Annotated in this window: 19 protein-coding genes; 6 read left to right on the top strand and 13 right to left on the bottom strand. The window is 71.9% G+C overall.

What is annotated here, in order from left to right; all coding sequences use genetic code 11:
* Positions 1–59: 59 nt before the first annotated feature.
* The 9 genes from M2302_RS02105 to M2302_RS02065 form a co-directional block, all read right to left on the bottom strand.
* Positions 60–1,073 carry an LD-carboxypeptidase gene (locus M2302_RS02105; protein ID WP_280836279.1) on the bottom strand — a complete coding sequence of 338 codons (1,014 nt, stop codon included), beginning with the start codon at positions 1,071–1,073 and terminating at the stop codon, positions 60–62.
* 144 nt (positions 1,074–1,217) lie between these two features.
* A complete protein-coding gene (locus M2302_RS02100; protein ID WP_280836278.1) occupies positions 1,218–1,553 on the bottom strand; it encodes a DUF402 domain-containing protein in 336 nt (111 codons plus the stop codon).
* Between the two features lie 251 nt (positions 1,554–1,804).
* The gene (locus M2302_RS02095; protein ID WP_280836277.1) at positions 1,805–2,488 is read right to left on the bottom strand and encodes a DUF1345 domain-containing protein; all 684 of its coding nucleotides are present in this window, start codon (positions 2,486–2,488) and stop codon (positions 1,805–1,807) included.
* A gap of 59 nt (positions 2,489–2,547) precedes the next feature.
* Positions 2,548–3,822, bottom strand: a complete 1,275-nt coding sequence (locus tag M2302_RS02090) for a sigma-70 family RNA polymerase sigma factor (RefSeq protein WP_280836522.1) — start codon at positions 3,820–3,822, stop codon at positions 2,548–2,550.
* A gap of 3 nt (positions 3,823–3,825) precedes the next feature.
* Entirely contained in the window at positions 3,826–4,218 is a 393-nt protein-coding gene (locus tag M2302_RS02085) for a YciI family protein (RefSeq protein WP_280836521.1), read from the bottom strand.
* A 113-nt stretch (positions 4,219–4,331) separates the two neighbouring features.
* Complete coding sequence (locus tag M2302_RS02080) at positions 4,332–6,548, bottom strand: alpha-galactosidase (RefSeq protein WP_280836276.1); 2,217 nt, start codon at positions 6,546–6,548, stop codon at positions 4,332–4,334.
* Between the two features lie 172 nt (positions 6,549–6,720).
* Complete coding sequence (locus M2302_RS02075) at positions 6,721–7,632, bottom strand: carbohydrate ABC transporter permease (RefSeq protein WP_280836275.1); 912 nt, start codon at positions 7,630–7,632, stop codon at positions 6,721–6,723.
* On the bottom strand, positions 7,629–8,588 hold the full coding sequence (locus M2302_RS02070) for a sugar ABC transporter permease (protein ID WP_280836274.1): 960 nt from the start codon (positions 8,586–8,588) through the stop codon (positions 7,629–7,631). The genes M2302_RS02075 and M2302_RS02070 overlap by 4 nt, the downstream gene beginning before the upstream one ends.
* A 21-nt stretch (positions 8,589–8,609) precedes the next feature.
* Positions 8,610–9,935, bottom strand: a complete 1,326-nt coding sequence (locus M2302_RS02065; RefSeq protein WP_280836273.1) for an ABC transporter substrate-binding protein — start codon at positions 9,933–9,935, stop codon at positions 8,610–8,612.
* A 277-nt stretch (positions 9,936–10,212) separates the two neighbouring features.
* Here M2302_RS02065 and M2302_RS02060 point away from each other — a divergent pair, with 277 nt between their 5' ends.
* Both M2302_RS02060 and M2302_RS02055 read left to right on the top strand, forming a co-directional pair.
* Complete coding sequence (locus M2302_RS02060) at positions 10,213–12,249, top strand: beta-galactosidase (RefSeq protein ID WP_280836272.1); 2,037 nt, start codon at positions 10,213–10,215, stop codon at positions 12,247–12,249.
* A 40-nt stretch (positions 12,250–12,289) separates the two neighbouring features.
* Complete coding sequence (locus tag M2302_RS02055) at positions 12,290–13,066, top strand: DeoR/GlpR family DNA-binding transcription regulator (RefSeq protein ID WP_280836271.1); 777 nt, start codon at positions 12,290–12,292, stop codon at positions 13,064–13,066.
* A gap of 49 nt (positions 13,067–13,115) precedes the next feature.
* Here M2302_RS02055 and M2302_RS02050 read toward each other — a convergent pair whose 3' ends face one another.
* Positions 13,116–14,012 carry a LysR substrate-binding domain-containing protein gene (locus M2302_RS02050; protein ID WP_280836270.1) on the bottom strand — a complete coding sequence of 299 codons (897 nt, stop codon included), beginning with the start codon at positions 14,010–14,012 and terminating at the stop codon, positions 13,116–13,118.
* Positions 14,013–14,092: 80 nt separating this feature from the next.
* Here M2302_RS02050 and M2302_RS02045 point away from each other — a divergent pair, with 80 nt between their 5' ends.
* From M2302_RS02045 to M2302_RS02035, 3 genes are all read left to right on the top strand, one after another.
* Positions 14,093–14,944, top strand: a complete 852-nt coding sequence (locus tag M2302_RS02045) for an NAD(P)-binding domain-containing protein (RefSeq protein ID WP_280836269.1) — start codon at positions 14,093–14,095, stop codon at positions 14,942–14,944.
* Positions 14,941–15,348, top strand: a complete 408-nt coding sequence (locus tag M2302_RS02040; protein ID WP_280836268.1) for a RidA family protein — start codon at positions 14,941–14,943, stop codon at positions 15,346–15,348. Before M2302_RS02045 ends, M2302_RS02040 begins: the two co-directional genes overlap by 4 nt.
* A gap of 184 nt (positions 15,349–15,532) precedes the next feature.
* Positions 15,533–16,489 (top strand): sporulation protein, encoded by a 957-nt coding sequence (locus tag M2302_RS02035; RefSeq protein WP_280836267.1) that lies wholly within the window; start codon positions 15,533–15,535, stop codon positions 16,487–16,489.
* Positions 16,490–16,557: 68 nt separating this feature from the next.
* Here the strand turns inward: M2302_RS02035 and M2302_RS02030 are convergent, their stop codons facing one another.
* On the bottom strand, positions 16,558–16,935 hold the full coding sequence (locus M2302_RS02030) for a hypothetical protein (protein ID WP_210777204.1): 378 nt from the start codon (positions 16,933–16,935) through the stop codon (positions 16,558–16,560).
* 192 nt (positions 16,936–17,127) lie between these two features.
* Positions 17,128–19,161, bottom strand: coding sequence for a glycerophosphodiester phosphodiesterase family protein (locus tag M2302_RS02025; RefSeq protein WP_280836520.1), 2,034 nt, complete (start codon positions 19,159–19,161; stop codon positions 17,128–17,130).
* Between the two features lie 183 nt (positions 19,162–19,344).
* Here M2302_RS02025 and M2302_RS02020 point away from each other — a divergent pair, with 183 nt between their 5' ends.
* Complete coding sequence (locus tag M2302_RS02020) at positions 19,345–19,767, top strand: hypothetical protein (protein WP_280836266.1); 423 nt, start codon at positions 19,345–19,347, stop codon at positions 19,765–19,767.
* A gap of 107 nt (positions 19,768–19,874) precedes the next feature.
* Here M2302_RS02020 and M2302_RS02015 read toward each other — a convergent pair whose 3' ends face one another.
* Positions 19,875–22,169, bottom strand: coding sequence for an AAA family ATPase (locus M2302_RS02015; RefSeq protein WP_280836265.1), 2,295 nt, complete (start codon positions 22,167–22,169; stop codon positions 19,875–19,877).
* Between the last annotated feature and the right edge of the window lie 107 nt (positions 22,170–22,276).

The following is a 22,276-nucleotide window of genomic DNA, read 5'->3' as shown; positions in this document are numbered from 1 at the left end:
GGCGCCGTGAGCCGGCCCCCGGGTGCTGCCGAGACCGTAAGCCCACCGATCCGCGTTGCTCAGCCGACCGGTCCCGTTGTCGCGTGCGGCCGTACCGCCGGTTCGAGCAGCGACAACGTCCACTGCTGCGCATCGAGGCCGACGCGGATGCCGACCGGCATCGGCAGATTCGGGCCGGCGTGTCCGAACTCGACGTTGCCCAGGACCGGGATGTCACGGTCGCCGAGGACGTCGAGGACTATCTCGGGCAGGGTCGGGGACCCGTCGGGCGCCCCGAGCCCGTCGATCGCGTATGGGACGCCCACGACCATGCCGGAGATCCGATCGAGGATGCCGCAGTGCCGCAGCACCTGCAGATCGCTCCACACCCACGACGCTTGGCCGCCCATCTCCTCCCAGAACAGCACCGCGCCGTCGAACCATTCGAGCGGCAGCGCGTAACGCGTCGCCTGCGCCCGCATGATGCGATTGAGCACCCCGCCGATCAGCCGGCCTTCGGCACGACCGGGACGCCAGCACTCCCACGACGGGGTGGCAGGCAGCGCACCGATCGCCTCGGTACCGGTCAGCAACGCCGAGTAGAGCTTTTCAAGTTCCGCTCGGCGCGCTGCGGGCGCAACCTGCCACGCCCCGCCGAGTCCAGGCGTGGCCAAGTCGGCGTGGAACCCGACCAGACGGGTGCGTGCGTAGAGCACCAGATGCAGCAGCGAGATGTCGCTGTACCCGAGGATCGGCTTGGGGTCGGCGGCGATCGCCTCAACGTCGATCAGGTCGAGGTAGCCGAGCGCCGTCTGGCCGCCGTCATGCGCGATGATGGCGCGCACCTCAGGATCACGCAGAAGAGCATTGAATTCCCTGGCGATCTCCGCCGGCGTAGCCGCGCTCCACCAATGGTGCCGCCCTGCTTCGAGTAGCGGTGCCCGACGCACGCGGAATCCCATCCGCTCGAGCACGACTACCGCCTGCTCGAGGTCGGGCTCGTAAGCGGCATGGAGCGGCCCGGACAGCGATGCGACTACGACGAGATCACCGGGTCTCAGGGCACGAGGTCGAAGCGGCGCAGGACCGGTCACCGAGGCAGTGTCCCAACAGGCGTAACAACACGCTACACAGTTACCGATCGACCCAGCAGGCGTCGGCCAGCGATTAGCCGTCACGGTGGGTGATCGGCCCCGCCGACACCTTGAACCGCCGATGAGCGTGCGGCATCCGAGTCCTCACGTCCAATGAAAGAGCAGCTGCCATCCGCGCTCCTGCCAGGGCTCGTCCCGGCGCCGGAGTGCCTCGGCCCGGCTTTCGGCCGTGGACTTTGCGAGCTTGGCGTCATCCGCGCTCATCCAGCCGTCGCGGCAGGCCTGTTCGTACTCGTCCCAGTCCTCGATCTCGACACGCGAATCCCGCTCATGGAGCACTGGGTCCAGTTCGAGATCGATATACCGCCAGCCTGCCTCGGTACGCTCCGGCGGGAGGCACACGTCGATCTCAAGCCGACGATCGGTAGGGTCGCCGACCCACCACGCCACCCAGGGGCGGCCCGTCAGAAGTAGGACCACGACGGGTATCGGAAAAGTGCCACTGTCGTGCGGAGCACCCCATGGTGAGCCAGCCGGGCCTCGCAGCCAGGTCCCGTCACGGTCCTGGAGGACCGGCTCGAGATCGAACCAGAAAATGCCTCCGGGGCGTTTGATCTTGGATAGACGGATGCTCTGCGGCGCCGCTTGGGAGTGGTACGTCAGAGGCCGCGAGCGAAGCACGTTTCGTTGAGCTCCGCGCGTGCCACCAACCGGTCGGTGGTCCGACATCGTCAGCGGACCAGGTCGGCGATGAGGTTCACGGAGCCCGCCACGATCACCACACCGAATATGTACGACAGGACGGCATGGGACAGCACGCTGCCCCGGATCTTCGGATCGCCGATGGCCGTGTCCGATACCTGGTAGGTCATGCCGATCGTGAAGGCGACGTAGGCCAGGTCGCGGTAGGTGGTCTGCCCCTGCACAGGCTGGCCCTCGAAGCCGATCCCCCCGGTCGTCGATCGGAATTGCAGGTCGGCGTAGCGCAGGGTGAAGACCGTGTTGACAACGGTCCACGACAGCAAGACGGTCAGCATTGCGACGCCGACGAGCAGCACCCGCATCGAGCCGCTCTGCTTGCCGGCGAGGGCGAGAGCAAGGCCGACACCCAGCAGGCTGGTGACGCCCGCTGCTACCAGCAGCACTGCGGCGGTCACCCGCGTCTCGTCCTCACGCATGGCCATCATCTCGGTGTGGGAGCTGTCCGCTCGGATGATGACCGGCCAGATGCTGAGGAGGAAGGCGAGCGCGGCGGCGTCCCAGCCCCCGACCGCGGCCAACTGCCACGTCATGAACGGCAGGAGCGCGAGAGCGACAACGAGCCCGATGGAGGCGACGAGGACGGCTCGCCGCAGGGCAGGGGCGTGCCAGCCCAGGCATCGGTGATACAACGTCTCCGGGGGCATGCCGGTCATCGTCCGAGTGTCTCCCATCGCACCGCGCGGCGTGCTCATAGCCGCGCACAGCGAGCCCGTTAGTCACCTGGATGGCCCACCGATCCGGCCACTGACAGCCGAGCCGCCCGCATCCTCAGGTAGTGCTGCTCGGGCAGGCTGGTCGTGCCGCCGGCCGCCGCCCGGTAGTGCGTGACGGCCCGTTCCCGGTCCCCGGCCATCTCGTACAGGTGGGCCCGGGCCGCGTCGAGCCGGTGGTGCCCGGCCAGCCGAGGGTCGGCGGCGAGGGTGGCGAGCGCGGCGAGGCCGGCCTCCGGACCCTCCACCATGGCCGTCGCCACCGCCCGGTTGAGCGCCACCACCGGATTGCCGGAGAGCCGTTCCAGCACCTGGTAGAGGGCCAGGATCTGCGGCCAGTCGGTGGCCTCGGCGGTCGGCGCCTCGTCGTGCAGCGCGGCGATGGCGGCCTGGAGCTGGTACGGCCCGACCGGCCCCCGGGTCATGGCCCGGGTGACCAGCGCGGTGCCCTCGTCGATCGCGGTCGCGTCCCAGCGGGACCGGTCCTGGTCGGCCAGCGAGATCAGCTCGCCGGACGGGCCGGTGCGGGCGGCTGCCCGGGCGTCGGTGAGCAGCATCAGCGCGAGCAGCCCGGCGACCTCGCTGTCGCCGGGCAGCAGCGCGTGCATGGCCCGGGTCAGCCGGATCGCCTCCTCCGACAGGTCCACCCGGCGCAGGTCGGGGCCGAGGGTGGCGGTGTGCCCCTCGGTGAAGATCAGGTAGAGCACGTGCAGCACGGCCGCCAGCCGCTCCTGCCGCTCCCGCTGGTCGGGCAGCCGGAACGGCACGCCGGAGTCCCGGATGCGCTGCTTGGCGCGGCTGATCCGCTGCGCCATGGTGGCCTCGGGCACCAGGAACGCCCGGGCGATCTCGGCGGTGCTGAGCCCGCCGACGGCACGCAGGGTCAGCGCGATCGCCGACGCGGTGGACAGCGTGGGATGGCAGCAGAGAAAGAGCAGCACCAGGGTGTCGTCCCGGTCGGTGGCCAGCGACTCGTCCGCCGCCGGGGCGGCCCCCCGTCGGTCGGGCTCCCGCCGGGCGGCGCGGTCCTCCCGCTCGCGCCGGGCCGTCTCGGCCCGGACCAGCTCGATCATCCGGCGGTACGCGACCTGCACCAGCCAGCCGCGCGGGTTGTCCGGCAGGCCCTCGGCCGGCCACTGGGTGGCCGCGTCGAGCAGCGCCTCCTGGACGGCGTCCTCGGCGGTGGCGAAGTCACCGAAGCGGCGCGCGAGCACGCCGAGGACCTGCGGCGCCAGTTCGCGCAGCAGGTCCTCGACGGTGCGGTCCGGGGTGTCCAGTCGTCACATCTCCGGCGGCGGTGCCGACATCACCGGGTGGACCTCGATCGGCATGTTGAGCGGCCGACCGCCGGGGCCGGGCGCGGTGGAGATGTGCGCGGCGATCTCGACCGCCCGCTGCGGGGTCTCGCAGTCGACGATCCACCAGCCGGCGAGGAACTCCTTGGTCTCGGCGAACGGCCCCTCGGTGACCACCGGCGCGCCGCCCGCGCCGGCCCGGACGATCCGCGCCTGCTGCGGCCCGCCCAGTCCCTCGCCCTGGACCCACTCGCCGTCGGCGGCGAGCTTGCCGTTCACCTCCTGCATGAACGCGATGTGCGCGGCGATCTCGTCCGGCGTCCAGGTGTCGATCGAGGGGAAGTCGGTCCCGGCGGCGCTGAACTGCATCAGCAGCATGTACTTCACGGCTGGCTCCTCACGTCCGAGCACCGATTCTCGGTGCTTGCACCCGTAGGTAGAAGCCGCCGCCCCGGTTCTCGACATCCATCCCGAAGATTTTCCGAACTTTCTCAGTCGACCGCGGTGACCTCCAGCAGCAGCGCCTGTTCCGGGTGCAGCGCCGGCAGTTGCACCCCGACCGTGCCCAGCACCGCCCCGCTCAGGGTGACCCCCTCCGGCAGCCAGCCCGGCTCGGCCAGCTGCAGCACCGCCGGCTCCGGCAGGCCCGCCGGCGGGCGTACCGCGTAGCGGCGGGCCGGGTTCAGGCCCGGCAGGCGTACCGCTCCGGGCACCTGCGTGGCGGAGGTGGTCAGCCTGGATACCGCGTACACCGCCTGGGAGCCGTCGTGGGCGACGACGCCGTGGGCCTGCACGGCCGGGTCCGGGTGGTCGACCCGGACCACCCGGCCGGAGTGCAGCAGCGGGCGGAGCCGCTTGTGCAGCGCGACCCAGGCGGCCAGTTCGGCGCGCTGCGCGGCGTCGACCGACCCGATGTCCCACTCGATGCCGTGGTGGCCGAAGAGCGCGGTGACGGCCCGGAAGCCCAGGTCGTGCACCCGGTGGGTGGTGTGCGAGCGCTCCGGCCCGATGTGGGTGCCGACCAGTTCGGGCGGGAGCAGCAGGCCGGTCCAGCGTTGGATGGCGAGCCGTTCCAGGGCGTCGTTGCAGTCGCTGGCCCAGACCCGGTCGGTGCGGCGCAGGATCTCCAGGTCGACCCGCGCCCCGCCGGAGGAGCAGCTCTCGATCTCCACGCCGGGATGCCGGCGGCGCAGCTCGTCGAGTAGCCGGTAGACCGCCACGGTCTGCGCGTGCACCCCCGGCCGGCCCCGGTGGCCGGCCTCGGTGAGGTCGCGGTTGTGGTCCCACTTGAGGTACGCGATGCCCGGGTGCTCGGTGAGCAGCGCGTCGAGCCGCCCGAGCAGGTGGTCGTACGCCGGCGGGTGGGCCAGGTCGAGCACCTGCTGGTGGCGCCACTCGGGCGGCAGCCGGCCGGGCGCGGCGAGCACCCAGTCCGGGTGGGCGCGGAACAGGTCGGAGTCGGGATTGACCATCTCCGGTTCGACCCAGAGCCCGAACTGCATCCCGTGCCCGCGCACGTGGTCGATCAGCGGTTGCAGCCCGTCCGGCCAGACCCCGTCGTCGACGTACCAGTCGCCCAGGCCGGCCCGGTCGTGGCGGCGGCCCCGGAACCAGCCGTCGTCGAGCACGAACCGCTCCACGCCCACCTGGGCGGCCCGGTCGGCCAGCGCGGTGAGCCGGGCCAGGTCGTGGCCGAAGTAGACGGCCTCCCAGACGTTCAGGGTGACCGGTCGGGGCGTGCCCGGGTGCTCGGGCCGGGCCCGCAGGTGGCGGTGCAGCACGTCGCTGAGCCCGTCCAGGCCGGCGGCGGAGTGCACCGCGTACAGCAGGGGAGTGGCGTAGTCCTCGCCGGGGGCGAGCACGATCTCACCGGGGGCGAGGAGTTCCCCACCGCCCAGGGTGGACTCGCCGGTGGGCCGGCGTTCGGCGACGGTGAGGTGGTCGCCGCTCCAGGCGGTGTGCACCGCCCACACCTCGCCGTGGCCGAAGCCGAAGCCGGGCGTGCCGGCCACCAGCAGCAGCGTGGCGTCGTGCCCGGTCCGCCCGTGTCGGCCCTCCCGCACCCAGGCGCCCATCGGCCACGGGTGCCGCTGCGGCGCGCGTTCCCGACACCAACGTCCGGTGAGGTCGAGCAGTTCGGTGGCGACCGCCGGGACCGGCAGCACCGGGGTCAGCTCGCGCAGGTCGTAGGGGGCGTCGCCGTCGTTGCGCAGCCGGTGCCGCAGCGTCAGCAGGCCATGCGCGTCCAGCGTGATCTCGATGGTCAGCGACAGTGCCGCGCCGGGGTCCGACGCCCGCACGGTCACCCGCGCCGCGCCGGACTCGTCGGGCTTGCTGTCTTCCTCGGATACGACCACCGAATCGCCACCCAGCGCCACGCGGCCCGGGTCGGGGCCACCGTCCGACACGTCGAGCCCGTCGAGGCGGAAGGCGGTCGACCAGTCCCGTCCGTTGCGGTGTCCGGCCAGCCCCGGACGGCCGCTCCAGCCGGCACTGGCTTCGGGCAGCAGGGACAGCACGGTGGGCGCGTCGAAGCTGCTCGGCACGACCGGCGGGACGGTCGCGTCGACCAGGGCGGGCAGGTCGTCAGCGGGCAGCGGGCCCAGGTCGGCGCCCCAGTGCACGACCCGGGGCAGGCCCGGGCCGCGCGCGTCGAGCACCAAACTGGTCCGCGCTCGACGGACGTGGATGACGGTCGGATTCGTCATGGCCGCTCATCTCTCCGTAAGGGGCACGCCGGTGTCCGTCACTGTCCGTGACGGGATCGGGCGGCCGAATCGCAATGAGCGATATGCCTGTCAGTCATATTTATGCCTGACAGGCATATCGCTCCTCCGAATGTCCAGTGGGCGTGAGCCGGAGGCCCGGCGGCCGGCGAGGTCAGCCCTTCGAGGCGCCGAGGGTCAGCCCCCGGACGAACTGCTTCTGGAGCAGGAAGAAGATCACCAACGTGGGAATGGCGACCAGCACCGAGCCGGCCGAGACCAGGTTGTTGTCGGTGAAGAACTCCCCGCGCAGGTTGTTCAGCGAGCTGGTCACCGGGAACTTGTCGCCGCTGCGCATCAGCACGGTGGCCCAGAAGAACTCGTTGTAGATCCAGGTCACCTCCAGGGTGGCCAGCGCCGCCAGGGCCGGCCGGCACAGCGGCATGGTCACCTGCCAGTACTGCCGCCAGACGCTCGCGCCGTCGACCATCGCCGCCTCGTACAGGTCGCGGGGGAGCGCCTTCATGTAGTTGCTCAGCACGAAGACGCAGAAGCCGCACTGGAAGGCGACGTTGACCAGGATCAACCCCCAGTAGCTGTCGTAGAGCAGTTCCGAGTCGCTCATGAACTCCGGCAGCGGCACCTCGGTGAAGAGCCGGAACAGCGGGATCAGCAGCGCCTGCTGGGGCAGCAGGTTGGCCGCGGTGAAGAGCCCGAGCAGGACGATGTTGAGTTTCCAGCTGAACCGGGCGATCACGAACGCCACGCAGGAGGCCAGGAAGAGCGTCAGCAGCACCGCCGGGACGGTGATCCAGACCGAGTTGAGGAAGTGCTTGCCGAACTCGGCGGTCTGCCAGGCGGTGACGTAGTTGTCGAAGGTCCAGCCGCCGAGCGAGGCGTACCCGTTCGCGGCGGTGTAGTCGTACGACCGGAGCGAGCTCAGCACCGCCCAGATGATCGGGAAGAGCCACCCGATCGCCACCGCACCCAGGAACAGGTGCAGGGCCACCCGGGCCGGCCGCAGCGGCGCGCGGCGCTTCGCCGGGGCGTCGGCCGCCGGCTCGCGGGTCATGGTCGACGCGCTCATCGCCGGTCCTCCCTCATCACGGTGGCCAGGTAGATGGTGATGAAGACCAGGGAGACCACCAGCATGATCGTCGCCAGTGCGGAGCCGAAGCCGATCCGGCTGGCCTCGCCCACCACGTTCTGGGTGACCAGCGCGGAGAGCAGTTCCAGTCCGTTGCGGCCCTTGTTGATGACCCAGACCAGGTCGAACGCGCGCAGCGACTCGATCACCGTCACCACCAGCACGATGATGTTGATGGGCCGCATCACCGGGAAGACCACCCGGAAGAAGGTGCTGGTCTCCGAGGCGCCGTCGACGGCGGCGGCCTCGCGCAGCGACGGGTCGACGCCCTTCAGGCCGGCCAGGTAGAGCAGCATGATGTAGCCGACGTGCCGCCAGCCGGCGGCGAACAGCACCGCCCAGATGTTGACGTTCGGGTCGCCGTACCAGTCGGTGTCGCCGCCGAGCACGGCGTTGAGCAGGCCCTGGTCGCGGGAGTAGATGAGCTGCCAGACGAAGCCGATCAGCGCCAGCGAGAGCACCACCGGCAGGTAGAGCGCGGTCTGGTAGAACCGGCTGCCGCGGATCTCCTTGTCCAGCAGCACGGCGAGGAACATCCCGAACGGGGTGGCGACCACGAAGAGCGCCGCCAGCCAGAGCAGGTTGTTCTGCACCGCCGGCACGAACGGCGGGTAGATGTTGACCACGTCGGAGTAGTTGCGACCGCCCACCCACTCGATCTCGCTGAGCGGGCCGATGCCGTCCCAGTCGGTGCCGGAGAGGGCCACGGTGGCCAGCGCCGGCAGCCAGACCAGCGCGACGACGAGCAGCAGCGGTACGAGCACCATCAGCGTGATCACCACGCGGTCGGTGCGGGACAGGAGCCGTAGCCGGCGGCCGCGACCACCCGTGGAGGTGGTGGTCGCGGCCGGCGACGGCACGGCGTGATCCGCTTGGATCAGGGGCAGGTCGGACACGAGGTCCTCCCCCTCTCGCCGTCAGCTGGTGAAGATCGACTTCTTCTGGTTCTCGATGCTGTTCAGCAGCCCGTCGATGTCCTTCGGGTTCTTGATGAACTGCTGGAGCGCCGGAATGATCACAGTGGAGGCGAAGTCCGGCCGGGTGTCGCGGTCGAGGAACTGGGCGATCTCGGTGGCCGAGCCGACCAGCTCGGCGGCCTTCTTCTGCAGGGCGGTGTAGCCGCTGGTGTCGGCGCCGCCGTTGGCCACCAGGGTGCTCGGGTCGTTCTTCACGGTGATGTCCGCGGCGGCCTTCGAGCCGACGTACTCCAGCAGCTTCTTGGCGTTCGCCTCGGACTTCGGCTTGCGGGCCATCATGTAGCCGTCGATCGGCGCGTCCAGGGCCTTCGCCCCGATCGTCGAGTCGACCTCCGGGAAGGTGAAGAAGTCGAGGTCGTCCTGCTCGTCGTTGCTGAACTGCTGGGCGACGAAGAGGCCGAGCAGGTACATGCCGCTCTTCTTCTGCTGCAACGACTGGGCGGCTTCCTGCCAGGTGCGGCCCAGGCTGTCGGCCTGGTGCAGCGGCAGCAGCCCGTTCCAGGCGTCGAAGACCTTCTTCACCTTGTCGGAGGTCCAGGCCTCCTTGCCGGCCATCAGGTCGACGTGGAACTGGTAGCCGTTGATCCGCAGGTTGAGGATGTCGAAGGTGCCCATCGCCGGCCAGCCGTCCTTGTCGGCGAAGGCGATCGGGGTGAGGCCGTCCTTCTTCATCTGCGCGCCGAGGGCGTTGAGGTCGTCGAGCGTCGTGGGCACCTGGTACCCGCGCTGCTGCCAGACCGACTTGCGGTAGAAGACCGCCCACGGGTAGTACGACGACGGCACGAAGTACTGCTTGCCGTCGTCGCCGGTGGAGGCCTTCTTGAACGCGTCGGAGTAGCCGGAGAGCTTGCCCCAGACGTCGCTGAGGTCGCCGGCCAGCCCCTTGGCGGCGAAGAACCGCATCCGGTAGCCGGCGAACCACATGAACACGTCGTCCGGCTTGCCCTGCAGGTAGTTGTTGATGTTCTCCTGGAACGTGTTGTGGTCGACCGTGTTGACCTTCGGCTCGATGCCGGACGCCGTCTGGAAGCCGGCCATCACCTTGGCGATGACCTCCTTCGGCTTCGGGTCCGACTGGTTCGAGCCGATCGACACGGTCTTGCTGTCCGAGCCGGAGTCCGAGTCGGAGCCGCAGCCGGCCAGCAGGCCGGTGCCGAGCAGCGCGCCCGCGCCCGCGCCGGCGAGCAGTGAACGCCGTCCGATGCCGGCGACGGAGGGCGGTACGAGCCGGGCGAGGTACTCGGCTTCGGTACGGGGACGGGACATGGTGCCTCCTGCGGATGAAGAGGTGCGGCGCCCAAGGTGGTCAGTGGTGGAGGTGCCGGCGTGTCCGCGAATGCCAACACAGATTCACCGAGATCCAACATTGGCGAACAAGAACAGCCGGTGGCGCTTGAAGCTACCCCTCCCTGCGGCCGTGTCAAGAGGGCTGCTGGGGATCGATACCGCAGCGTTGACAAGGGATCCCGTTGGTAAACGTTGGAAATGAGTCGATGTTGGAAAGTGTTGACTTGCGCAGTCATCGGGGGCACTCTCTGCACTCATGCGGCAGCACGGCACCTGGCAGGGCGACGGCATCTTCTACGGCGCGGACTACAACCCGGAGCAGTGGCCGGAGGAGGTCTGGGCCGAGGACGTGGCGCTGATGCGCCGCGCCGGCGTCGACCTGGTCTCGGTCGGCATCTTCTCCTGGGCCCTGCTCGAACCGACCCCCGGCCGGTACGAGTTCGGCTGGCTGGACCGGGCCCTCGACGTCCTGCACGACGGCGGCATCAACGTCGACCTGGCCACCGCCACCGCCAGCCCGCCACCGTGGCTGGCCCACCGGCACCCGGAGACGCTGCCCCGCACCGCCGCCGGCACGGTGCTGTGGCCCGGCGGGCGGCAGGCGTACTGCCCCAGCTCGCCCATCTTCCGGGAGCGTTCGCTCGCCCTGGTCGAGGCGGTCGCCGGCCGGTACGCCGAGCACCCCGCCGTGGTGATGTGGCACATCTCCAACGAGCTGGGCTGCCACAACGTGCACTGCTACTGCGACGTCAGCGCCGAGGCGTTCCGCCACTGGCTGCGCGAGCGCTACGGCGACCTGGACACCCTCAACGCCGCCTGGGGCACCACCTTCTGGAGCCAACGGTACGGCGACTGGGCCGAGATCAACCCGCCGCGCAGCGCGCCGACCTTCGCCAACCCCACCCAGCAGCTGGACTTCCTGCGCTTCTCCTCCGACGAGCAGCGGGCCCAGCTGCGCGCCGAGCGGGAGGTGCTCGCCCGGCTGGTCCGGCAGCCCGTCACCACGAACTTCATGATCGGCACCGGGATCAAGTACCTGGACTACCACTCCTGGGCGTCCGACGTGGACGTGGTCTCCAACGACCACTACCTCACCGCCGCCGACGCGCTGTCGCACCTCGGGCTGGCGCTCGCCGCCGACCACACCCGCGGCGTCGCCGGCGGCGACCCCTGGCTGCTCATGGAGCACTCCACCAGCGCGGTCAACTGGCAGCCGCGCAACGTCGCCAAGACCCCCGGCCAGCTGCGCCGCAACAGCCTCGCGCATGTGGCGCGCGGCGCCGACGGGGTGCTGTTCTTCCAGTGGCGGGCCTCCCGCGCCGGGGCGGAGAAGTTCCACTCCGCGCTGGTGCCGCACGCCGGCCCGGACACCAAGGTGTTCCGCGAGGTGTGCCAGCTCGGCGCCGACCTGAAGGCCCTCGCCGAGGTGCGCGGCAGCCGGGTCGACGCCCAGGTGGCGATCCTGTTCGACTGGGAGGCCTGGTGGGGGGCCGAGCTCGACTCGCACCCCAGCGTCGACGTCACCTACGTCGACCGGCTCCAGGCGCTGTACGGCGCGCTCTGGCGGGCCGGCGTCACCACCGACGTGGTGCACCCCTCGGCCGACCTCAGCGGCTACCAGCTGGTCCTCGTGCCGACCCTCTACCTGGTCCGCGACGCCGACGCCGAGGCCCTGCGCCGCTACGTCGACGGCGGCGGCACCGCCCTGGTCACCTACTTCAGCGGCATCGTCGACGAGCACGACCACATCCACCTCGGCGGGTACCCGGGGGCGTTCCGCGACCTGCTCGGCGTCCGCACCGAGGAGTTCTTCCCGCTGCGCGAGTGCGAGCGGGTACGCCTCGACGACGGTGCCACCGCCGACGTGTGGACCGAGTGGCTGCACCCGGAGGGCGCCGAGGTGCTCGCCTCGTACGCCGACGGGCCGCTGCCTGGCGTCGCCGCCGTCACCCGGCACCGGGTGGGCCGGGGCACCGCCTGGTACGTCGGCACCCGGCTGGACGAGGCGGCCACCGACCGGCTGGTGGCCCGGCTGCTCGCCGAGGCCGGGGCGCGCCCCCCGGTGGCCGCGCCGACCGGCGTCGAGGTGGTCCGCCGCCGCGACGGCGACCGGTCCTGGCTATTCGTCATCAACCACACCGACGCCGAGGTCCGGCTCGACGTCACCGGCACCGAGCTGCTCGGCGGCGCACGCTGCACCGGTGAGCTGCGCGTGCCGGCCGGCGAGGTGGCGGTGGTCCGAGAGGGACACGCCGGTCCGGTCCCGCTCGACGAGCCGACGGCGACGGCCTGACCTGCGTACCGTTTCCCCGTCCGCCCGGTTAGGAGGCTCGATGCTCGCCCAGCAACGGCAGACCGCCATCCTGGAACTGATCCGGCAGCGCGGCGGCGTGCGGGTCAGCCACCTGGTGAGCCGGTTCGGGGTCTCCGACATGACCATCCGGCGGGACCTCGAGGTGCTCGCCGAGCGGGGGCTGATCGACAAGGTGCACGGCGGGGCGACCCTGGCCGGGCCCGGCTCGGCCGAGGAGCCCGGCTTCGCCGCCAAGTCGATCCGCCAGCAGGGGGAGAAGCGGGCCATCGCCGAGCGCGCGGCCGGCATGGTGGAGCCCGGCATGGCGATCGCCCTCTCCGCCGGGACGACCACCGCCGCGCTGGCCACCATGCTCGCCGACGTACGCGGGCTGACCGTGGTGACCAACTCGATCCCGGTCGCCGACGCGCTCTACCAGAACCCGCGCGCCGACCAGACCGTGGTGCTCACCGGCGGCATCCGCACCCCGTCGGACGCGCTGACCGGGCCGGTCGCCGAGGCGGCGATCAGTTCCCTCAACGTCGACCTGCTCTTCCTCGGCGTGCACGGGATGAGCCCGCGGACCGGGTTCACCACGCCCAACCTGCTGGAGGCGGCGGTCAACCGGCGGCTGATCAGCGCCGCCCGGCGACTGGTCGTGCTGGCCGACCACACCAAGTGGGAGACCATCGGCATCGCCACCATCGCCCCGCTGGAGGAGGCCGACGTGCTGATCACCGACGCCAAGCTGCCGCCGGAGGGGCGCCGGCAGGTCGGCGAGCAGGTCGGCGAGCTGGTCGTCGTCGAGCCGGACTGACCCGCGTCCTCCCGGCCGCCGGGCCACCCCGGACGGCCCGGCGCGGACGTCACCTGAGACCGGCCGCTGCCGTGTCGAGGTGGGTGAGGAACCGCCGTACCGCCGGAGGTCGGCTGCGGCCGGCGACGGTGGCGGCGAAGATCCGCCGAACGGACGCGTCGTCGGGGTGTACGCGCAGCAGCGCCAGGTCGGGCGGGGCGGCCCGGACGGCCAGGGCCGGGACCAGGGCGACGCCCAGGCCGGCCGCCACACAGCCGAGCTTGCCGGTCCACTCCGCGGCCACGATGTCGATCCTGGGTCGGAAGCCGGTGGGCAGGGTGGCGCGCAGCAGGGTCTCCTCCGCGGTGGCCGAACCGGCGATGAACGCGTCGTCGGCCAGCTCGCGCAGCCGGACGGTGCGCCGTCGGGCGAGCCGGTGCGTCCGGGGCACCGCCACCAGCAGGGCCTCATCGAGGAGGTGGTGCAGGTCGACCCGCTCGCTGTCCAGCGGCTGATCCGGTGCGGCGCTGAGCACCGCCACGTCGGCGTCGCCGTCGACAAGGCGTTCCAGCAGACCGGACGTCAGCCCCTCGACCAGGGAGAGGGCCACGTCGGGATGGTCGGAGCGGAACGTGGCCAGAGCGCGCGGCACGAGCGCGGCGACCGCCGTGGGAAAGGCGCCGACCCGGAGCCGGCCGGCGGTCAGGTCGCGCAGTGCGGCCATGTCCCGACGCGCGGTGTCGAGCCGGTCGAGCACCGCCGTGGCATGGCCGAGCAGGCACCGGCCGTGCTCGGTGAGGGCGACGCCACGGGGCAACCGGTCGAACAGCGGGCAACCCATGTCGGCTTCCAGCGCGGCGATCTGCCGGGACACCGCCGACTGGGTGTAGCGCAGGGTCCGGGCCGCGGCCGTGATGGAGCCGTGCTCGGCGACGGCGCGGAAGACCCGAAGGGTGTGTGGCTGCACCGGGCCATGCTTACACCGCATGGCAGACATGACAAACAGTCGCTGGTCGCATGAGTGACATCCGCCTAACGTTGCCGGTCATGGACGCCATCGCACTGCTGGGCACGGGCACGATGGGTACGGCGCTCGGCTGCCGGCTGCTGGCCACCGGGCACCGGCTCACCGTCTGGAACCGCACCGCCGAACGCACCGGGCCGCTCGTCGACGCCGGTGCCCGGGCCGCCGCCAACCCGGCGGAGGCCGTCCGGGACGCCGATGTGGTGATCACCATGCTCACCGATGCGACCGCCGTACGGGAGGTGCTGTTCGACGTCGACGGGGCGGCGGCCGCCTTGCGGACGGGCGCCCACCTTGTCGAGATGTCCACGATCGGCCCGCCGGCCGTCCGCGAGCTGGCCGAGCGGCTGCCGCGGAGCGTACGGCTCGTGGACGCGCCGGTCGCCGGCAGCGCGGGCGCGGCGCAGGCGGGTCGGCTCGTGGTGCTGGCCGGTGGCGAGGGGGTAGCCGTGGACCGGGTCGCCCCGGTGCTGGGGAACCTGGGCACGCTGCGCCGCTGCGGTGGCCCCGGCGCCGGCGCCGCGATGAAGCTGGTGCTCAACACCGCCCTGCTCACGGCGGTCGCGGCGGTCGCCGACGCGCTGGCCGTCGCCGACGCGGTGGGCGTGGATCGGGGTACGGCGTGGGAGGCGCTCGCCACCGGACCGCTCGGCGGCGCGGTCGCCCGCGCGAGCGCCACGGACGCCGCATTCGCCGTCGCGCTGGCCGCCAAGGACGCCCGGCTCGCTCTCGACGCGCTCGGAGACGTGCCGGCACCCGTGCTGAGTGCCAGCGCGTCCGTGCTGGCGGCCGCGTCGCGGCCCGACGCCGACATCGCCACCCTCACCGACGTACGCCCCGCGGCCGTCGCCACCGCTGACAAGGAGAAATTGTGACCGTCACCTTGGACAACCCCGCGACCGTGTCGGCGCCGTTCGGCGACCGGTTCGCCCACGTGGCCCGCCTCGACCTGGCGGGCGGTGCGCTGCTCGTGCTCTCCGGCCAGGTCGCTGTGGACGACGACGGCGCCGTGGTGGCACCCGGCGATGTCCGCGCGCAGGCCGAACGGATCTTCGAGCTGATCGGTGCCCTGCTGGCCGCGCACGGCGCCACGTTCGCCGACGTCATGCACGTCCGCACGTTCATGACCGACTTCGGTGACCTGGCCGGCTACGCCGCCGTCCGCCGCCGGTACTTTCCGGACGCCAAGCCGGCCAGCACCACGGTGGAGGTGAGCCGACTCTTCCTGGACGGCGCGGTGTTGGAGGTCGAGGTGACCGCCGCGGTGACCGGCGGCTGAATCGCCCACCGGCGGCGCCACGGCGCTGTCCATGACGGTGTTCCTCGCCGCCGGCGTCCCATCGCGCCGGTGGTGATCCGCCGTGGCGGCGCTTCCCAGGCAGCTCACAGTCGTCCGAGCTAGGGTGCCCTCGGTAACCGTGCGCTCCGTGGTGGAGCGCGGGTGGCGGGAAGCGGGAGTTCCGATGGTCTTCAAGAAGATGCTGAGCGCGTTCGGTGTGGGTGGGCCCAGCGTCGACACGGTCCTGGCCAACCCGAACACCCGGCCGGGCCTGACCCTCGACGGGCAGGTCAACCTCGTCGGCGGCGACGCCCCGGCGAACATCGAGCAGATCACCGTCGGCCTGGTCACCCGGGTGGAGATCGAGAGCGGCGACACCGAGTACGCCGGCATCATGGAGTTCCAGCGGATGGCGGTCAGCGGGCCGTTGCAGCTGGCCCCGAAGCAGCAGCTGTCGATCCCGTTCCAGCTGCCGGTGCCGTGGGAGGCCCCGATCACCGACGTCTACGGCCAGCGCCTGCGTGGGATGACGATGGGTCTGCGTACCGAGCTGGCGATCGCCCGGGCGATCGACAAGAGCGACCTGGACCAGGTCAACATCCATCCGCTGCCGGTGCACGAGCGGATCCTGGAGGCCTTCCAGCGGCTGGGCTTCCGGTTCAAGCACGCCGACCTGGAGCGCGGTCACCTCCGCGGCACCCAGCAGACGCTGCCGTTCTACCAGGAGATCGAGTTCTTCGCCGCGCCGCAGTACGCCCAGGCGGTCACCGAGGTCGAGCTGACCTTCGTGACCAGCCCGCACGGCGTCGAGGTGATCCTCGAGTGCGACAAGCGCGGTGGTTTCCTCAGCGCCGGCCACGACGCGTTCGGCCGGTACACCGTCTCGCACGCCGACGCCGACCGGGTCGACTGGGCGCAGGTCGTCGACGGCTGGCTGCGCGAGACCACCTCCCGCTACGGCAGCCTGCGCGCCGCCGGCTTCGGCGCCCCGCACGGGTACGGCCGCCGGGGTCACGGCATGGGCGGCATGGTCGCCGGGGCGGCCCTCGGCGTCGCCGGTGGCCTGGTCGCCGGGGAGATGATCGAGGACGCCTTCGAGGGTGACTTCGGCGGCGGCGACTTCGGCGGCGACTTCGAGTGAGCCGACGCGACGACGGCCCCCGGGACGCATCCCGGGGGCCGTCGTTCTCACGGCGTTGATCTTGTGGGTCAGTGACGGGCCTTGCGCTCTTCACTGCTGCGGAAGTTGCTGCCGGCCTTGGCCAGGCCCCGGCTGCCCAGATAACCGATGGTCAGCAGGGTGATGAAGAACCAGGCCTGCGGGGCGCGGAAGATGTCCACCCCGACCGAGTTCTTACCGACCAGGAATGACGCGGCCAGTATGCCGATCACGCCGGCGATGTAGACCCAGAACTCCGTCGTACGCAGCGACGGCTTGGTTTCCGTCCCCGGTGCGGGGATCGCCTGCTCGCGGCGCCCGTCGCCCATCATCGGCATCGGACGGGTCGGAGCCTCGGTCATCGCCCGGTTGGGCGCTTCCTGCATCGGCCGGTTGGTAGGCCTGGTGGATGCAGCCTGCGTGCTCATCTGGTCCTCCTCAGGATTTGATGAGTACCTGCACTCCCTCGCCCCGCTACCGCGTTTCGGCCACGGCACGGTTCGCGTTCATGGCGCGGGCAACCTCCGTCTACCCGACGCCCCCGAGAGGTAACACCGGCTCACCAGGGGATTGCGGTCGCCGGTGGCGCCCTGCGGGGAGAGCGCCACCGGCGTGGTACGTCAGCGCAGGCCGTTGCGCACGGCCACCCGGACGAGCAGCTCCGGGTCGTCGGTGATGATGCCGTCCACCCCCAGGTCGATCACCCGCTGCATGACCGCCGGGTCGTTGACGGTGTACGGCACGACCGTGAGCCCGTACCGCCGCTGCAGCTCCGGCACCCGGGGGCCGTGGAAGTAGGCCGGGTCCTCCCGCAGGTACCAGTCGGCCGAGGCGACACTGCCCTGGGCCGGGTCGTGCACCTGCCAGTTGGCGGAGACCGTCGTCGCCCCGGAGGCGCGCACCAGCTTGCCGAGGTCCTGGTGCTGCCACCAGTCGAGGCCGCCGGTCCACGGGCTCTTGACCGACGGGTCGCCGTGGACGGCGCGCAGCGAGCACTCGTCGGCGAGGGAGGCGCACTCGGCCGGGCCGTACTGCCAGACCAGGGCGACGGTCTCGATGCGCGGGTCCAGCCGGTGGGCGTAGCGGATGGTGCGCCAGTCGAACGACTGGATCGTGGTCCGGCGGGTGAAGCCGGCCCGCTGGATCGCGCCGACCAGTTTGCGGGTGAAGCTCGGGTACGGCTCGGTGTCGTCGACCAGCGGGCTGATCTTCGTCTCCACGTTCAGCCGCACGTCGTCGCGGCCGCTGGCGCGCACCAGGGCGAACACCTCGTCGAGGGTGGGAATCCGGGCGCCGGGCGCGGCCACCTGGGCCGGGAACTCCGGCAACGTCCGCGAGCCGCAGTCGACGGTCTTCAGCTGGGCCAGGGTCAGCTCGTGCACCAGCTTGCCGACGTAGGGGAACCGCGGGTCACCCGGGCGGGCCGGCGCGGTGTCGACGCAGTGCGAGCCGTTGACGGTCCGGTCGTGCAGCACCACCAGGTGCCCGTCGGCGGTGACGCCGGTGTCCAGTTCCAGGGTGGAGATCGCCGGGTGCTCCAGCGCGTGCGCGAAGGCGGGCAGGGTGTTCTCCGGGCGGGTGGCCCGGCCGCCGCGGTGCGCCTGGATGTCGAACGGCGAGGCGTACGCCGCGGGCAGGTGCCGGCCGCGGGTGGCCAGCAGGTCGCGGAGCCGGTCCGGGTAGTCGGTGATGAGCCCGTCGACCCCGTCGTCGAGCAGCTTCGCCATGGTCGGCACGTCGTTGACCGTCCACGGGATCATCTTGATCCCGTTGCGGTGCGCGTGCTCCACCATGTCCTTCGTGACGTACGGCCGGTAGCCGGGGTCGGTGACGGCGCCGTTCTGCGGGAAGCCGTGCACCGGGGAGAACGCGCTCGCGCCGAAGCTTCGCACGGCCCGGATCGGGTCGCCGGCGAAGTCGTCGATGTCCAGGCCGCCGAGCCAGGGCGACGCGCCCGGGCGGCCGACCTGGAGGAAGTCGTAGTTGGTCAGGGCGACCAGGGGCAGCCGCGGCTCGACCTGGCGCATCCGCATCAGCGCGCCCCAGTCGAAGCTCTGGACGGTGACCTGCTTGAGCAGCCCGGCGGCACGGACCTCCCGGGCGGTCACCTGGACGAACTGCTCGCGGGGCGCGGTCTCGGTGGGCGCGCCGGCCTCCACCTTGGTCTCCACGTTGAGCATCACGTCGTCGGCCCGGTAGCGCTTCACCAGGTCGAAGACCTCCCGCAGCAGGGGCATCCGGGCGCCGGGCACGGCCAGCTGACCGGGCTTGTCCGGCAGGGTCCGGGAGCCGCAGTCGAGGGTGCGCACCTGGGCCAGGGTGAGGGTGTTGACGTATCTGCCGACGTACGGGAACTCCGGGTCCCCGGGGCGCACCGGGGCGGTGTCCACGCACTTGGCCCCGCTGACCCTACGGTCGTGGGTCACCACGGCCTGGCCGTCCTCGGTGATCTGAACGTCCAGTTCCAGCGTGTTCACGCCGAGCTGCAGGGCGTTGCCGAACGAGGCGAGGCTGTTCTCCACCCGCAGCCCGAGGCCCCCGCGGTGGGCCTGGAGGTCGAAGGTCCGCTCCGGTCCCGGCCGCGCCTGGGCGGGCGCAGCCAGACCGGACGTCACGGTCGCCACCACCAGGGCGGCGATGGCGGTACGGCGCATTCTGCGCACGCTGTCTCTCCTACGGGGGCGGGCGGTTCCCGCCAACCCGCCGGTCAGCATGGGCAGCGGGAACAGCCGGCAGGCGAGCGGCGGGCGGCCGGCCGGTGAACCGGCGCGGACCGGTTTGGTCGCGGCCTGGCCGGGCAGGCAGTGGATTACCGCCAGATCTGCGAGGTGATGGACGTGCGTGACAACGACATGATGCGGGAGTCCACCCGGCTGGCCGAGGAGCGCCTCACCGCCGGCGTCTACGGCGAGGGCGCCCTGGACGAGGTGACCGTGCCGCAGACGGACGTGCTGCGGGTGATCCAGGAGCAGGACCCGGACGATCCAGCCGACGCCCCGGTCGACCCGAACGTGCTGCGCGACGGCGGCCCGACCCGGGGGCAGGGCGCGATCACCACCACCGGCGGCACCGCCGGCCCGGCCAGCGTGCGCCGGTTGGCCCGCCAGCCGGAGCGACACCGCGGCACGGTCGCCCCGACCACCACCGGCGACGCCACCACGGGCGGCCTGAGCACGCCCGCCGGTGGCTCGACGAGCGACAAGTCCTCGACCGGCTCCCAGGTGGGCAACTTCACCAACGATCGCGCGAACCCCGGCTGACCCGGTCCCGCGACGATCGCGTTGAACAGCGAAGCAGTGGCCTCACCCGCACGGGTGAGGCCACTGCCGTCCACATCGCTCCTCGCCGCCGCAGCCGGGAGCAGGGGTCAGGACGTGGGGCGGAGCACGCCCAGCCGCTGGGTGGCCCGGGTCAGCGCCACGTAGAGGTCGCTGCGCCCGCGCGGGGACTCGGCGACGATGGCGTCCGGGTCGACCACCAGGACGGAGTCGAACTCCAGGCCCTTGGCCTGACCCACGGTCAGCACCACCACCCGGCTCTCCAGCTCCGGCTGCTCGCCGACCGCCGCCTCCGGCAGCGCCTCCACCACCGCGGCGGCCAGCTCGTCGGCCCGGCCCGCCGGCACGATCACCCCGAGCCGCCCGTCGTCCAGCCCGGCGGCCTCCCGGGTGGTCGCCGCCACCAGCTCCCCGGCCAGGCCGGCCGCGTCCACCGCGCGGTCCCACGGTGGTACGCCGCCGGCGCGTACCGAGCGGGGTGGGCGCAGCGCGGGGTCGATCTCGGCGAGCACCTCGGCGGCCACCGCCATGATCTCGGCGGGGGTGCGGTAGCTGACGGTCAGCTCCTCCAGCCGCCAGCGCCGGGCCACGTACGGCTCCAGCGCGTCGGCCCAGGACGGGGTGCCGGCCAGCGCGCCGGTCTGCGCCACGTCACCGACGATGGTCATCGACCGGCTCGGGCAGCGGCGCATCAGCAGCCGCCAGGCCATCGGCGACAGCTCCTGCGCCTCGTCGACGATCACGTGCCCGAACGCCCAGCTCCGGTCGGCGGCGGCCCGCTGCGCGGTGGTCAGCCGGTCGGCCTCCTCCTGCCGCTCCAGCAGCCGGTCGGCGTCGATCAGGTCGGTGACGCCGAGGATCTCGCCGCCGTCGGCCTCGTCCTCCACGTCGATCGAGCGGGAGCCCTTCCAGATCTCCAGCACGCCCTCGGCGTACTCGCGCTGGAAGGAGCGGATCCGCTCGCGGCGGGCCGCGGCGGCCCGCTCGTCCTCCCCGAGCAGCTCGGCGGCCTCGTCCAGCAGCGGCACGTCGGCCGGCGCCCAGCCGCCCGGCTCCCGGTGCAGCAGCGCGCGCTCGGTGTCGGTGAGCATCGGCGCGGCCGCGGCGATCCGGTCGGTCGAGGCGTACAGGTCGGCGAGCAGGCGCTGCGGGGTGAGCACCGGCCACAGCTCGTCGAGCGCGGCCCGGATGCCGGGCTCCTCGCGCAGCTCCCGACGGATCTCGGCGCGGTCGGCCTCCTCCAGCAGGTTCTCCCCGCCCAGCGGGTCGGCGCCGATCCGCTCGGCGATCTGCGCGGCGAGCGCGTGGACGACCTCGACGTCGAACACGGCGCGGGCCAGGTTGTGCGGGCGGCCGGAGTGGCGGGCCCGGTCGCGGGCCTGGCGGACCATCTCCGGGTCGAGCCGCACCGTGTCCCGCTCGATCTCGATCTCCAGCGGCTCGTCGGGCACCCACTGCCGGTCGCGGACCGCTTCGGCCAGTACCTCGGTCATCACCGTCCGCCCCTTGAGCGCCGCCGTCTCGGCCGGTTCGGCGCGCCGCGCGCTGACGCCGGGGAAGAGGTCGCCGGGGGTACGCAGCAGCACGCCCGTCTCGGCCAGCGTGGGCAGCACCTGCGAGATGTAGCGCAGGAAGGTCGCGTTCGGGCCGACCAGCAGCACGCCCCGGCTGGAGAGTTCCCGCCGGTGGGTGTAGAGCAGGTACGCCGCGCGGTGCAGCGCGACGGCGGTCTTGCCGGTGCCGGGGCCGCCCTGCACCACCAGCACGCCCGGCAGGTCGGCCCGGATCACCCGGTCCTGCTCGGCCTGGATGGTCTCCACGATGTCGCGCATCCGCCCGGTCCGGCCGGCGTTGAGCGCGGCGAGCAGGGACGCCTCGCCGGTCAGCTCCTCGTGGGCGGTGGGGGAGGCGGTGGCGAGGTCGAGGACCTCGTCGTTGAGTCCGGTCACCTTCCGCTGCCGGGTACGCAGGTGCCGGCGCCGCTTGACGCCCTGCGGGTTGGCGGCGGTGGCGAGGTAGAACGGCCGGGCGGCGGGGGCGCGCCAGTCCATCAGCAGCGGGTCGTAGTCGCCGGTGGTGTCGAAGATGCCGATCCGGCCGATGTAGTGCCGGGCCCCGTCGGTGTCGTCGAGCCGGCCGAAGCAGAGCCCGTTCTCCACGGCGGAGAACTGCTCGACCTGGTCGGCGTACATCTGGACCGCGCTGTCGCGCTGGGACCGGGCCTGCAACGTGCCCCCGGTGGTCCGCAGTTCCTCGGTGAGCCGCTGGGCGGCCTGCTCACGCATGTCGTCCAGCCGGCCGTAGAGCAGCGAGACGTACTCCTGCTCGTGGCCGATCTCGTCGTCGGGCTGCTGCGCGACGGAACCGTCGGATTGCGTTGACAAGCCGTCTCCTCGTCAGTTAACATGGGCGAAGGAATGGCCATAGTTGCCATTCCTTTTTGTGTCTCCGAACGGAGAAAGATACCGCGCCGCGACCCGCCGCACCAAGC

It is taken from the genome of Micromonospora sp. A200 (assembly GCF_029893845.1).
Lineage (GTDB): Bacteria > Actinomycetota > Actinomycetes > Mycobacteriales > Micromonosporaceae > Micromonospora > Micromonospora purpureochromogenes.
This window is presented reverse-complemented; position numbering and strand designations above follow the sequence as displayed.

Bases quoted from the DNA above. Each gene is read 5' to 3' on its own strand.
- M2302_RS02095 (WP_280836277.1), bottom strand. From the start codon at position 2,488: ATGACCGGCATGCCCCCGGAGACGTTGTATCACCGATGCCTGGGCTGG.
- M2302_RS02085 (WP_280836521.1), bottom strand. From the start codon at position 4,218: ATGCTGCTGATGCAGTTCAGCGCCGCCGGGACCGACTTCCCCTCGATC.
- M2302_RS02080 (WP_280836276.1), bottom strand. From the start codon at position 6,548: ATGACGAATCCGACCGTCATCCACGTCCGTCGAGCGCGGACCAGTTTG.
- M2302_RS02075 (WP_280836275.1), bottom strand. From the start codon at position 7,632: ATGAGCGCGTCGACCATGACCCGCGAGCCGGCGGCCGACGCCCCGGCG.
- M2302_RS02065 (WP_280836273.1), bottom strand. From the start codon at position 9,935: ATGTCCCGTCCCCGTACCGAAGCCGAGTACCTCGCCCGGCTCGTACCG.
- M2302_RS02060 (WP_280836272.1), top strand. From the start codon at position 10,213: ATGCGGCAGCACGGCACCTGGCAGGGCGACGGCATCTTCTACGGCGCG.
- M2302_RS02055 (WP_280836271.1), top strand. From the start codon at position 12,290: ATGCTCGCCCAGCAACGGCAGACCGCCATCCTGGAACTGATCCGGCAG.
- M2302_RS02045 (WP_280836269.1), top strand. From the start codon at position 14,093: ATGGACGCCATCGCACTGCTGGGCACGGGCACGATGGGTACGGCGCTC.
- M2302_RS02035 (WP_280836267.1), top strand. From the start codon at position 15,533: ATGGTCTTCAAGAAGATGCTGAGCGCGTTCGGTGTGGGTGGGCCCAGC.
- M2302_RS02030 (WP_210777204.1), bottom strand. From the start codon at position 16,935: ATGAGCACGCAGGCTGCATCCACCAGGCCTACCAACCGGCCGATGCAG.
- M2302_RS02025 (WP_280836520.1), bottom strand. From the start codon at position 19,161: ATGCGCCGTACCGCCATCGCCGCCCTGGTGGTGGCGACCGTGACGTCC.